10 protein-coding genes are annotated in these 13369 nt (G+C 62.8%); 2 read left to right on the forward strand and 8 right to left on the reverse strand.

Annotation, left to right across the window (positions count from 1 at the left end):
* Positions 1 to 828: 828 nt before the first annotated feature.
* Complete coding sequence (locus LFT45_RS09665) at positions 829 to 1461, forward strand: tyrosine-type recombinase/integrase (protein ID WP_236808109.1); 633 nt, start codon at positions 829 to 831, stop codon at positions 1459 to 1461.
* 213 nt (positions 1462 to 1674) lie between these two features.
* Here the strand turns inward: LFT45_RS09665 and LFT45_RS09670 are convergent, their stop codons facing one another.
* The 8 genes from LFT45_RS09670 to LFT45_RS09705 all read right to left on the reverse strand — a co-directional run bounded on the left by LFT45_RS09670 (position 1675) and on the right by LFT45_RS09705 (position 11682).
* The gene (locus LFT45_RS09670; protein WP_236808110.1) at positions 1675 to 2097 is read right to left on the reverse strand and encodes a hypothetical protein; all 423 of its coding nucleotides are present in this window, start codon (positions 2095 to 2097) and stop codon (positions 1675 to 1677) included.
* A 560-nt stretch (positions 2098 to 2657) separates the two neighbouring features.
* Positions 2658 to 2996, reverse strand: a complete 339-nt coding sequence (locus LFT45_RS09675; protein WP_236808111.1) for a DUF202 domain-containing protein — start codon at positions 2994 to 2996, stop codon at positions 2658 to 2660.
* Positions 2997 to 2998: 2 nt separating this feature from the next.
* The gene (locus tag LFT45_RS09680; RefSeq protein ID WP_236808112.1) at positions 2999 to 3394 is read right to left on the reverse strand and encodes a YidH family protein; all 396 of its coding nucleotides are present in this window, start codon (positions 3392 to 3394) and stop codon (positions 2999 to 3001) included.
* Between the two features lie 29 nt (positions 3395 to 3423).
* Positions 3424 to 4437, reverse strand: a complete 1014-nt coding sequence (locus tag LFT45_RS09685) for a formylglycine-generating enzyme family protein (protein WP_236808113.1) — start codon at positions 4435 to 4437, stop codon at positions 3424 to 3426.
* Between the two features lie 120 nt (positions 4438 to 4557).
* A complete protein-coding gene (locus LFT45_RS09690) occupies positions 4558 to 6168 on the reverse strand; it encodes a GMC family oxidoreductase (protein ID WP_236808114.1) in 1611 nt (536 codons plus the stop codon).
* Positions 6169 to 6221: 53 nt separating this feature from the next.
* Complete coding sequence (locus tag LFT45_RS09695) at positions 6222 to 7766, reverse strand: aldehyde dehydrogenase family protein (RefSeq protein ID WP_236808115.1); 1545 nt, start codon at positions 7764 to 7766, stop codon at positions 6222 to 6224.
* 123 nt (positions 7767 to 7889) lie between these two features.
* Positions 7890 to 10244 (reverse strand): arylsulfatase, encoded by a 2355-nt coding sequence (locus tag LFT45_RS09700; protein ID WP_236808116.1) that lies wholly within the window; start codon positions 10242 to 10244, stop codon positions 7890 to 7892.
* A gap of 55 nt (positions 10245 to 10299) precedes the next feature.
* On the reverse strand, positions 10300 to 11682 hold the full coding sequence (locus LFT45_RS09705) for an MFS transporter (RefSeq protein ID WP_236808117.1): 1383 nt from the start codon (positions 11680 to 11682) through the stop codon (positions 10300 to 10302).
* Between the two features lie 701 nt (positions 11683 to 12383).
* Between LFT45_RS09705 and LFT45_RS09710 the strand changes: the two genes are divergently transcribed.
* A complete protein-coding gene (locus LFT45_RS09710; protein WP_236808118.1) occupies positions 12384 to 13193 on the forward strand; it encodes an IclR family transcriptional regulator in 810 nt (269 codons plus the stop codon).
* Positions 13194 to 13369 lie beyond the last annotated feature (176 nt).

Genomic DNA, 13369 nt, shown 5'->3' on the forward strand with positions numbered 1-13369 from the left:
GAGATAGTCGCCGAGTGAGTCGCCCCTCAGTTCACCCAGGAGGGCAGGGCGGTTTTCGACGACTATTCGCACAGCTGCGACGGTGATTTCCCGGCCTTCAGTAGCCGCACCGGAACTCAGCACCTACTGCACCCGGGTCTGGTAGTGGAAGACGAAGGTGTATTCTCCGGCAGCGGCCGAGGCTGCCGACCGGCGGTTGCTTCGGTCTCACGCGCTGGGCGGAGGGATGCATGCTCGGGTCTTTCAGCCTTGCAGACGTGGACGGAGGATGGCGCCGACGAATGATAGGCAGGTAGCCGTGTCGGCAGCCATCATGCGCGCATGTGTGTGGAAGCGTCCAAGTCCGCCTCCGCTTCCGTCAGCTGAGTGACTGGCGCAGTCGCTCGACACCGTCGGACACTCTCCGGGAAGAGGTCCAGATGCTCAAATGCTTACCGCCCGCGACGCGACGGAACGCATCGGCGACACAGTGGCGGACTCGCTCCGCCTCTGGCACGACGATCCTCGGGTTCGTACGGCTCTTCTCGGCAAGCTGAAGACCTGCTGACAAGGCGGGCGCTGTGAAGCTTTGCTTGGGTGGACCAGGGCTGACGGGGCAAGCGTAGGCGGGCTCCCAGTCATGCCCGATTCCCGTCCTTCGACCATGAGATGTCTGAAGGAGGTGGAACACCGTGCTGAGCCGCGACTGCAATCTGGGCGTCATGACCCGACTGCCGCCCTGCAACGCGCAAAGAGCACGGCATCACTTTCGCTACTGAAGCAGAAGCGACCACCCTGAAGCGTCTCCTCGACGCCAATAACCAGTCGTTCGAAATCGCTCAGCACGCGATGGTTCAGAACCAGACCAAGGCGCCGACGGTCGCCGCAGTCATCCAGGAGCACATCGATCTGTTGGTGCGCCCCTCCGTCGGAACGGTCCAGACGTACCAATCGACGTTGAAGCTGCATATCGCCGACGTCATAGGGCACATTCCGGTCGACAAGCTCGATTACCGGCATATGACGTACTGGATCAAGTCGATGCAGGCCAAGGGCAGGTCGCCCAAGACCATCAAGAACAACCATGGTTTGATCTTCGCCGCCATGGAAACCGCCGTCATGCTGCGCTACCGGAAGGACAATCCGTGCCGGGGCGTCCAGCTTCCGTCTGGCGAGAAAGCAGAGGATGAAGCCCGGTTCCTGACGCATGCCGAATTTGGGCTCATCCTCGAGGGCATGGGGGAGCGGTACAAGGCTTTCACTGAGTTCCTGGTCATGACTGGGACCCGCTTCGGCGAAGCAACTGCGGTTACCGTAGCCGACGTCGATCTCATGTCCAAGCCGGCAACCATGCGGATCAACAAGGCGTGGAAGCGCGGGAAAGGTTCGGAGTACTACATCGGCGCCACAAAGACGGGCGCAGGGAAGTTCGCAGTACTTGGAGCGCTCCTGTCCGGTGCCGGTTGCGGAAACATGCATTAGATGCACGAAATCTACAGTGGCAAGGGATACGCGGGCAATACAGCTTTAAGGTCAAGATGGTCGTGCTCGCCGGGATCCCTATCTGACATGTGGAAACGGCCAGTTCCTTGGCGCACTGAAGGAAGTTCTCGCAGCTACTCCACTCCCGTTGTTTTTACGCCGATAACCGGCCTTTCGTCAACCTGGGGGAGAGGTGCCGGTCCGGGGCCCTGGCTAGTCTTCCTGGACTTCCTCCAGGACCGCGCGCGCGGCTGCCGCGTCGTGGAGGTCCGGCAGGTACTTCTCCTGCTCCTCAATCTTGCGGCGGTAGAAGTCATGAGCGGCTTGTTTAGTGATCCCCAGCGCTTCGCCGATCTGCGCCCACCTCGCGCCTGCCTCACGCGCCGATTTGATGACGTACCAGCGCCTGGCCGTGAGCAGTTCGACGGCCTTCGCGTTCGCGCGTAGCGCCTCAAGCGCTGCGACTTCCCTTACCCCGGCAAGGAACTGTGCTGCGGCCTCCCGCGCCTGGTCGCTGCCGGTGGCAGACACTTCGCGCCAGGTCTCACCGCTGTTGAAGTCTTCCCACACTTTGAGCAACTCGTGGATATCACCGCTGCTGAGTGCCTGCTCGACCGACGCCGCATCTCCATCCATGAAGTCAAGCTAGCTTGACGACTCCCGCAGGTCAACTGAAGCTTCGATTTGCCAGAGCTGTCCCGGTCCACCAGCAGCCACATGCAGAGTTGCCGGGCAGCTCGAACTCACAGACCTACAAGTAGATGAGGGATTCTCTCCTCTAATGACGGTCAAGACCGAACGCCGATATTTTGCGATTCCGTCAATCTGGCGCGGTGGTTGTTCTGGTTGATCACGCGGCCGGAACTGGTGCGATTCTGGTCCGTCCATGGGTGGGGATCAATTCAGGTTATCCACGGCTGGAAGGGGAGCCGTTGGGGACGCTCCATGGCAGCAGTAGCGGTGGATAACCTATGAGAATTGTCCCCGGCTGTGGGCGGGCGGACCTGACTTCTCGTTCAAAAGTCGATCTGTTCCGAGGACCAGGCAAAGGAGCCGTGTGTCAGCTTTGGGTGTACTCAAACTTGGCGACGCGGCCGCCAATTCGCTGAGAAGAGAAGCCTGCCGATCTCGCGTCAGAATCAGGCTGCCGTCCACCCTCTTCGCCATGTGTCCGCCCATTCAACGGCGAATGTCAGTTAGGTGAGGGGCAGGAAGAGTACGGTGTATATTCCCAGTGCTGCGAGGACGATGACACTGCCGGCCACTGCTGCTGTTGATGCAATGTCCGGGGTCATCCTTTCCTGTTGGATGCCGCGGATGGCGCGATGGAAGCGGCGCTTGTGGGTGAGGTTGATGGCCAGGGCGGTGACGGCGGCAGCGGTTACCAGGGTGCCGGTGAACCAGCCGTGGTGGGGCATCCAGCGGAGGAAGATGGCCGCGGCGACTACCAGAGATAAGGTGGTGCGGCCCCAGGCCAGATCAGTGCGTTCGGGCTGGAGGCCGGCGTCGCCGTGCTTCGGCTTGCTGCTGGGCATGGTCAGGCGGGACGGGCGAGGACGAAGACGACCATGGCGGCTGCGATGAGGGCGCCGCCGGCGGCGAGGATGGGAGCGATCCAGGGCAGCGGCAGCGGGTTCTTGCGTCGCATGGCGCGTTCGATGTTTAGCCAGCGGAAGAATGACCCTGCGCCGATGGCGAGGGCGAGGAGGAGCAGGAGCACGGCGAGGGTTTTGCGCAGTTCCGGGCCGAAGAGATCGGCCATGTAGGCTTCGACGGCGACGCCGCCGGCGAGCAGGGCCAGCGAGGTGCGGATCCAGGCGAGGAAGGTGCGCTCGTTGGCGAGGGTGAAGCGCGGGTCCGGCTCAGTTCCGCCGCCGAGGATCCGGGCGGAGAAGCCCTCCGGTCCGCCGTTGCGGATTCGTGCATCAGCCATGCCTGCTGCTTTCTGTGTAGACCCTGGGTTTAGGTGAAGACTATGGTGCGGAAGCCGAGGTTGCCGGAGGAGGATTCGGGCGTGTTGGAGGTGCGTGCTGCGACGCGGTACCGGTTGCAGTAGGAGTCGTGGCAGAGGTAGGAGCCGCCGCGCATGACCCGTCCGGCGCCGATGGTGGGTCCTTGGGGATTGTCGGCAGGGGAGTTGCGGTAGTACTTGGGCAGGAACCAGTCGGCGCACCATTCCCAGACGTTGCCCGCCATTTCATAGAGGCCGTACCCGTTGGGCGGGAAACTCCTAACGGGGGCGGTGCCGAGGTGGCCGTCGTCGCGGGTGTTGGTGGTGGGGAAGGTCCCTTGCCAGATGTTGCAGCGGTGTTCCCCGTCGGGGGTGAGCTCGTTGCCCCAGGCGTAGCGCATCCCGGCCAGGCCGCCGCGGGCGGCGTATTCCCATTGGGCTTCGCTTGGCAGTCGCCGCCCTGCCCAGTCACAGTAGGCGAGGGCGTCGTTGTGGGAGATATGCACCACGGGGTGGTCCGGGGTGTCGTGCCAAGTGGAGTTCGGCCCGGTCGGATGGGCCCAGTCCGCGCCCCTGATGTCCAGCCACCATGGCGCCCCGGCCGCAGCGCCCAGGATGGCTGCGCTGCTCGCGGTAGACAGTAGGTGGAACACCGCTGAAGAACAGTACTGCTCAGCCTCGGTCCGGTAGCCCGTAGCTTGAACAAACGCTCCGAACATGCTGTTTGTCACCGCTGTCGCATCGATCCGGAACCCATCCAGCCGCACTTTGTGCACCGGAGTCTCCCCGTCGGCCGGGTACCCTTCCCCGAACGCGTCCCCCATGCTGAATGTTCCCCCGGGGATTTCAATGTCGTGATGTAGTTTCTGCCCGGCCCGGCGGCTGCTGTGGGCGGTTCCGTCGTGGGCGGGCTCCGGCAGGTGCGTCTGACGGGAGGGCGCGCAACATCCCTTCACCTGGCCGGTGGTGAGGACTCCGCCACCAGATGAATCTTTTGTTGTGGAACCAGTGATTGGCAGGTTCATATTTCCTCTTTGGGCTGGCTGTTCTCGAAGTGTGGAGGGGCTTTTCGGGTGTTTCGCTGGGTCCGCGCCCTCTGCGGATGACCCTGCTGATCAGGCGAGGGACCCGCAGAGGGCTGGGGGTCAGACGCTTGCTGAGATGGGTTCTTCGGTCGCTGCCGTTCTCGGGGGTTCCCCGGCTATGAGTTCGGCGGCGCGCTCCCCGATCATGTACACGGTGAGGTTGGGGTTCACGGTGACGAGTTCGGGCATCACCGAGGCGTCCGCAACACGCAGGGCCGTGACTCCCTTGACCCGCAGCTCGGGATCAAGAGGGGAATTCCCGTCGTCAGAGGCGCCCATACGGACTGTACCAGCGGGATGGTAGACGGTGTTGTGGGTGCGCCGGATGTAGTCCTGGATCTGCTCGTCGGTTTGTACATCCGCTCCGGGGAAGAGTTCCTCGCCGGCCCATTCATCCAGGGCCTGCTGGGAGACGATTTCCCGTGCCTTCCGCAGACCGGCGGTCATGATGCGCTGGTCGTATCCTTCCGGGTCAGTGAAGTAGCGGGGATCGACCCGGGGCTTGTCGCGGTAGTCCCGGGAGCGGAGCCGCACTGTCCCCCTGGAGCGGGCGTGCGTGACATTGGGCGTCAGGCAAAACACGTTGTCTGCCGTGGGGTAGCCCTGCCTGTACGTGTGCATGTCAAAGTTGACCGTGCCGTAGTGCATCATGAGGTCGGGCCGGTCAAGACCCTCGTCCACCTGGGCAAAAACTCCGATCTCCCACCACTGGGTGGAGGCGGTGACCATGGGCTTTTTGGCCTGCCACTGGATCACGGCCTCCGGGTGGTCCTGCAGGTTGGCACCAACGCCGGGAGCGTCAACGAGTACATCCACCCCCACCTGGGCCAGATGCTCTGCGGGACCGATACCTGAGAGCATCAGCAGCTTCGGTGAGTCAATGGCCCCGGCGGAGACGATCACTTCCCGGGAGGCGCCGATCATCTTGGGGGCGCCGAAGGCGCTGTCGACCACTTCGACGCCGGTGCAACGTTTGCTGTCGTCGAAGACCAGCCGGGTGGCATGGGTGCAGTCCAGGATCACGAGGTTGTCTCGGTCCGCGGCGGGGTGGAGGTAGGACACCGATGAGGATGCCCGCTTTCCGTCCTCTGTGGCATTGATCTGGAGGAAGTTTGCACCTTGTGTCACCGTCTTGCCTGCATTGAACCTGGCCCGTGGTATTCCGGCGGCGTCGGCGGCGTCGAGCAGTGCCACGCCACAGGGGTCGGCCGGGGGCACGTTGCGCAGCCGTACCGGGCCGTCGTGACCGTGATGTTCGCCGTCGTCGGCGTTGTTTTCGATCTTGCGGTAGAGCCGGAAGGCCAGTTCGGCGTTCCAGCCTGTGGCACCGAACTTCGACTCCCATTCGTCGATGTCCTCGGCCGGGGCCCAGAACGCGATGCACGAATTGTGCGAGGAGCATCCGCCCAGGACTTTAGCGCGGGCCATCCGCATGAAGGAGTTGCCGTTCTCCTGTTCTTCAACGGGATAGTCCCAGTCGTAGCCGGATTCCAGTAGTTCCATCCACCGGTTAAGGGTCAGGACTTCGTCAATGCCTTCGTCTCTGGGCCCAGCCTCGATGAGGGCCACCCTGACCGAGGGATCCTCGCTCAGGCGGGCCGCGACCACGGCGCCGGCCGATCCCGCACCCACCACTACATAGTCAAAATTCTGCTCTTGCGGCCCGTGCAACATACTTTCCTTTCCGGGTTGCGTCATTGGAACCTGCGCGTCGTGCCCTGCCATTACTGGGGGAACCAGCCGGTGGCAGCGGGACGCAGGTTTTGGTACACATGCTTGATCTCCTGGTACTCGGCCATTCCGGTCGGCCCGAGTTCCCGTCCGGTGCCGGACTGCTTCATTCCGCCCCATTCGGCCTGGGGCAGGTAGGGGTGGAAGTCATTGATCCAGATGGTGCCGTGACGCAACCGGGCGGCCACCCGCTGGGAGCGTCCGGCGTCCTGGCTCCAGACCGCCCCTGCCAGGCCGTAAATCGTGTCGTTGGCGAGGGCGACGGCCTCGTCCTCGCCGGTGAAGGTTTCCACGGTGACGACCGGGCCGAAAGCCTCTTCCGTCAGTACCGTCATGCCGCTGTGGACGTTGTCCAGGACGGTGGGGAGGTAGTAGTAGCCGCCCACCAGTTCGTCCGTTCCCCATCGGCCTCCGCAGCGCAGGCGCGCGCCCTCGGCCAGGCCGGCTTCCACGTAGGCTGTGACCTTGTCCCGGTGGGCTGCCGAGATCAATGGCCCGGCGTCCGCATCGGCGTCGAAGGGTCCGCCAAGGCGGATGTTCTCGGCCCGACGCACCAGCTCGTCCACGAAAGCCTCTGCTATGGACTCCTCCACGATCAGGCGGGCGCCGGCCGAGCAGACCTGTCCCGAATGGACAAAGGCGGCGTTGAGGGCATTGTCCACGGCGGCATCGAAGTCGGCGTCCGCGAAGACGACGTTGGGATTCTTCCCTCCCAGCTCCAGCGCTACTTTCTTGACAGTGTCTGCCGCCTGAACAGCGATCATCTTGCCCGTGGTCAGGCCGCCGGTGAACGAGACCATGTCCACGTCCGGATGGCTTGCCAACGGTGCTCCGACGACGGCGCCCGGGCCGAGTACCAGGTTGGCCACTCCAAGTGGGAGGCCTACTTCGTCCAGGACCTGCATCAGCAGTATCGCCGTGTGCGGTGTGAGCTCCGCGGGTTTCAGGATGAACGTGTTCCCGGCGGCCAGCGCCGGCGCGACCTTCCATGCTGCCTGCAGCAGGGGGTAGTTCCACGGCGTGATCAGGCCGCATACTCCGACCGGCTCATGGACGATTCTGCTCACGACGTCAGGATTACCGGCATCGACAACCCGGCCCGCCTGCTGGCCAGCGAGCTTCCCGAAGTAGGTGAAGCACGCGGCAACATCGTCCATGTCAATCTCTGATTCCACCAGGCGCTTTCCTGTATCCAGGGACTCCGCCCGGGCGAATTCGTCCTTGCGCTCCCGCAGGCGTCGTGCCACAGCCAGGAGGAGGTCTCCGCGTTCAGGCTCCGGCACCGAGGACCAGAGACCCGCGTCATGGGCGGCTTTGGCCGCCTGGATCGCGACGACGGTGTCCGCTTCCCCGGCCTCGGCAACGGGCCCGACTACAGACCCGTCTGCGGGACAGGTGATAGTGCGTGTTCCTCCTGCCTGTGGGGCGACCCATCGGCCTGCGATGAACAAGGTCTCCGCTGCCGCAGGGGATCCCGCGGCCGCTACAAGCTCAGCCTCGGCATGTGCTGACTCTTCGCCGACATACGTTCCAGACATAGAGTCCTTCCTATACATAAAGTTTGGTGCTCACGGGGAGGGCGCGTTGCATGCACGTCAGGAGAGCTACTCGGCGGAGCCCTGCGTGCATTAGGGGAGGATGCTCACCTGCCCGCCTTCGGGTTACTGGTGGGCCAGTGCCATGCGCTGTCGGTCTGCAGCCGTGAGGTGCTGGTTGTGATCGTCATCATGCAGGTCAATGCGCACGGTATGCATCGTGCCGGTGAACGCGTTATCCACCGGGAGGTAGTCATCGGTGACCGGGGTTCCGCGGTCGACGCCGATGTTGAGCGTCTCGTCGAAGGAGAAGTAGTAGGCGGTGGTCTGGTCCACCCTGCCCTTGCCGACGACCCTGCCATCAGCAGCGAGCCGGATTTCCGCGCCCTGGCCGATGCCGCCGCCGTCGTAGTGGAATTCCATGCTAAGTTCCTGGGGGCCAGGGACGAGTGCCTCGTCGGAACGGACGATGTAGAGGTCCCGCCCGTAGCAGTTGTGGGCGTAGCTGAGGCGCCCGTCTGCCACGTACAGGGACCAGCCGCCGAAACGGCCGCCCTGGGCTATCAGGACACCTTCGGCTCCACCTTCCGGGACGTCAACCCGGGCGGTCACGCTGTGCGACCTGTTCTTCACGTTCAGGGTGGTCTCTTCGGTGAAGCGGCCCATGCCGGCACGGTAGGTCACTGTTGTCCGGTCGCCGAGCAGGTCGATCCGTCCGGCGACTTCGGGGTTTTCCCGCTCGGTGACCCGGTCATCGAGGGGGAAGACGTTGTATTTGCTGGCTTCGATGAGGAAGAGCTGCTGGAGTTCCCGCAGCTTCTCCGGGTACTTGTCGGCGAGGTTGTGGGCCTGGCTCCAGTCGTTCCGGATGTTGTAGAGCTCCCAGATGTCCTCGTCGAAGGAGGGCAGCCCTTCGGGGACCATTTCCCATGGTGTGCCGTGGCGGGTCACCGCCGTCCAGCCTTCGTGGTAGATGCTGCGGTTGCCACACATTTCGAAGTACTGGGTGCGCCTGCGGTCTTCGGCGTCGGGTGTGTTGAAGGTGTACAGCATGCTGGTGCCTTCGATGGGCTGCTGCGTCACGCCGTTGACCGTGACCGGGTGGGGGATTCCGGCCGCTTCGAAAATGGTCGGGGCGATGTCGATGACGTGATGGTACTGGTGCCGCACACCGCCGCCGTGCCGGATCCCATTGCCCCAGCGCATGATCATGCCGTCGCGGGTGCCGCCGAGGTGGGAGGCGACCTGCTTGGTCCACTGGTAGGGAGTATTCATGGCCAGGGCCCACCCGACCGGGTAGATGGCGTAGGTGGTGGCGTCGCCGAGGGCGTCGAGTTCCTGTGCCATGGCTTCGGTGCTGTCTTTGAAGCCGTGTCCTACCAGGTGCTCGCGCATGGTGCCTTCGATGCCGCCCTCACCGGAAGCGCCATTGTCCCCGAGGATGTAGATGAAGAGGGTGTTATCGAGCTCCCCGATTTCGTCCAGGGCGTCAACGAAGCGTCCGACCTGGACGTCGGTGTGTTCGGCGAACCCGGCGTAGGTTTCCATGAAGGAGGCTGCCACCTGGTGCTCGGTGTCGTTGAGTTCGTCCCAGTGCGGGACGACGTCGGCCCAGGGGCTTAGTTCGGCGGAGTCGGGGACGACGCCCAGTTCCTTCTGCCGGGCCAGCGTCGATTCGCGTTGGGCGTCCCAGCCATGGTCGAAGCGGCCACGGTACTTGTCCTTCCACTCGGGAGCGACGTGGAACGGTCCGTGGGTGGCGCCGAAGGCGATGTAGCTGAAGAACGGCTTCTCCGGGGTGAGTGTCTTCTGGGTCTGGACCCAGTTGATTGCCTGGTCCACGAGGTCCTCGGAGAGGTGGTAGCCGTCTTCGGGCCGCTGCGAAGGCTCCACCGGTGTCGTGCCGTCAAAGAGCTGCGGGTACCAGTGGTTCATCTCGGCACCCATGAACCCGTAGAACTTATCGAACCCCTCCCCGATGGGCCAGCGGTCAAAGGGCCCTGACGGGCTGACCTCGCGGGGCGGGGTCTGGTGCCACTTGCCGAACGCCGCGGTGCTGTAACCGTTCGCGCTGAGGGTCTGGGCGATGGTGGCGGCACTGTCGGGACGGAATCCCGTGTAACCGGGGGTGGAGGTGCTCATCTCGGTGGTCACGCCCATGCCCACGGAGTGGTGGTTCCGCCCCGTCATCAGGGCCTGCCGCGTGGGGGAGCACAGTGCTGTGACGTGGAAGCGGCTGTAGCGCAGCCCTTCGTCGGACAGCTTCTCCGCTGTCGGCATCTCGCATGGGCCGCCGAAGGCACTCGAAGCGCCGAAGCCCATGTCATCGATGAGGACGACCACCACGTTAGGGGCGCCCTCCGGTGCCTGAAGAGGGGCGACGGGCGTGAAGGGTGCCTCTTGCTGATGTATTCCCATGGCCGCCGTGACCGGCTGGCTCCTCCGCGCGGGGATGGGAAGTATTTCGCGGATTTCACTCATGGTGGCTTGCTCCTGTTGTAGGTCTGCAGAGTTTTTGATCAGTCTTGCCGGCAGCTCAGAAACCCGAGCTGACCTTTGAGGTCGTGGTCGGTGTGGAGGGCACCACCTCGATGGCGCCGGTCTCTTCCAGGGAGCGGCTGCGGGTCTCTTCTGCCCAGGCGATGCAGGCAAGGAAGCCGACGAAGGTGATACCGGCCCCGATGAACATGGTTGCCGAGGTGCCCAGGGTGACCAGTGAGACCGGGACGAGGAACGTGCCGACTGCTGCCCCGAACCGTGTCAGGGCGACGGCGACGCCGACAGCCGCGGCACGGATCCTGGTCGGGAACAGTTCGTTGGGGTAGGCCCATTCGAGGATGCTGGGGCCACCGGAGAAGAGAGCGTAGAGGCTGAAGAAGGCAACAATGAGGGGGCCGGGTGCGTTGGTCCACACGCCGAGCGCGATCAGTGGGAGCACCATGAGTCCAAAGGACCAGATGATCGTCCTGCGCCGCCCGATGGTTTCCAGGAGCTTCATCGCGGGCAGGCACCCGAGCGCGAAGACCAGGTTGATGATCGCCGTCCCGAGATTGGCGAGGTTTCCTGCCCCCAGTCCCAGTGAACCGAGCAGTTGCGGACCGAAGGTGAGCAGTGCGAACAGGGGGATGATGGCGCAGGTGAAGAAGACGATGATGAACAGCATGCGGCGCAGGTAGATTCCGCGGAAGAGGTCGATGATGTTACCGCGCGATTCCACGGTCCGAGGCAGGCTGCCGGTCAGCTCTTCGGCGGTAACTCGGACGTGGAGGGAGTTCTCGATTACCTGGCGGGCTTCGTCCACCCGTCCGGCCCCTACCAACCACCGTGGCGATTCAGGGGTGCCAATGCGGAGCAGGAAAACGATGAGTGCCAGGACGGCGCCGCTGCCCAACATCCAGCGCCAGCCGTCGCTGCCCATGAATTCGTTGATCAGGTATCCCACGAGGTAGGCCAGGGATGCGCCGATGTACCAAATAATGATGACCGCGCTGAACATTCCGGCGCGCCGCTTCCGGGGAAGCCATTCAGAAAGCAGTGAGGTCGCGATGGGGTAGTCCGCGGCGATGGCGGCGCCAATGATGAATCGGAGTGCGATCAGCTGCCAGGCTTCGGTAGCTACTACCGAGAGGGCCGATGCGACGACGAGCACGAGCAGGTCGAGGGTGTACATGGGCTTGCGACCGATGCGGTCAGTGAGCGGGCCGCAAATCAGGCCACCGAAAAACATCCCGATAAGGGAGGCAACGCCGATCGTTGCTTCGACTCCCGTGTCCAGGTGCATGTTGCCGGTGATCCCGGGCAACGCGATCCCAACAATGGCGAGCAGGTAGCCATCAAGTAAGGGGCCGCCGGAACATGCGGCCGTGAGTTTGCGGTGGAAACCTCTGACAGGGGCATCATCAACAGCAGTGAAACTCATGGAAATGATCCTCAAAATTAGTTGTTAGCTGCGCCTCTTGCATAGTTCGAGCTCAGCCGGCAAGGGCAGGCAGGCCATGGACTTACTTCTCGAGCAGGCCTTTCATCAGTGCCCAATCAACAGGTTGACCTGCCATAGGGATGAGGGACAAGGGAAGGGTTGACTTAGCGGTCATCCGCTCCATCGCGGATGCAGTGCTACAAAGGGTCTTCGATTTCTGTTCGGTACGCGTATCGGGGTTGCGCCTTCCGCAACCCGCGCTTTCAGTGTTACCCGAATCACTGCGGTCGTCAAGATTTTTTACGGCGAATCAATGACTGTTTCTTTGAGGAGGGGGTCCGTCCTTGAACTTGCTTTGCGGGGTAACAGTCGCAAGCCGGTGCCATTGGCGGAGATTACCGACCAGCTGGAGCCGGGGCAGCCAGCGCTCCAAATGTAGTAGTAGCATCCGGCTTGGTGTCCATTTGACACAAAGCGCAGGACTGAAGATGCCTGCCGGAAGCAGCAGGGGCTGGCTGTCCCCATTTTCTGGGTCGGTGACAAGACGCGCGCTGGGGGAGCCCGGCATTCGGCCGCAGCGGGTGCTGCTCGACACATATGCGAGATAGCAGTCCATCACGAAATGCATACCCTGAGGGACATGCTCCAAAGCGCTCTTTCTCTGTCCTGCGAACTGGGGGCTTGGGTGAGAGTATGAAGTCATGGCCATTTCAGTACGTGACGTTGGCACGAATTCCAACGGGTACCTTCAGGGGGGAAGTCTTCAGTCAGTTGATCGTGCCATTACAGTCCTGAAGATTCTGGCCCGGGCTGGCAGTGCCGGCGTCACTGAAGTCGCAGAGGAGATGGGAGTCCACAAGTCGACAATTTCCCGGCTTCTCCGCGCATTGGAAGCACAAGGAATGGCACAGAGCAGCGGGAGAGGCAGGTATCAACTCGGACTTGGCATCCTGCATCTGGCAAACTCGATACCGGTGCGGCTCGATCTGGCCAAGGAAGCGCGCCCCGTCCTGGAAGCCCTCGCCGCTAAATTCGGGGAAACCGTCAACCTGGCCGTTTTGAACTCGAACCACGTGGTTAACATCGACGAAGCGTTCGGGCCCTCCAGGCTGGGTACCAAGAACTGGATGGGACTTCTTACGCCCATTCACGCTACTTCAAGCGGAAAAGTCTTTCTGGCCTCACTGTCTGCCGCGGAGCGCGACCGCATGCTCAATGAATCCGGTATGCCCGCATTAACAAACCAGACCATCACCTCGCGGCAGGAACTGGAGGCGGAAGTGGCGGCAGCGGCGAAATTAGGCTATGCGACGGTGCAAGGTGAACTCGAGGACGGACTTAACGGCATTGCCGTCCCTATCCATGGCCACCAGGGAACTGTCATTGGGGCGGTAAGCATCTCTGGCCCGTCTTTCAGGTTCGAACCTGAAAAACAGGCTGGGCTGATCGAAGCGCTTAAGCAGGCAGGCCTGAACATAGGTGAAAAGATGGGTTACCGCCTTAGCTCCTGAGCGAACAGGGAAACGGGTTTAAAATCACGCGCCACATCACCTGTCACCACTTCCAGAATGGTGCGCCCGTCCACATCTGCTGGCACCACCAATCCAGTCGCAAGGAACGCCGATAATGGACCTTCCGTCAAGCTGGTTTGGCTGTTGATTGGGTCAGCGGCTGGCACGACAGGGAG

It is taken from the genome of Arthrobacter sp. FW305-BF8, from assembly GCF_021789315.1.
In the GTDB taxonomy this organism is placed as follows: Bacteria; Actinomycetota; Actinomycetes; order Actinomycetales; family Micrococcaceae; genus Arthrobacter.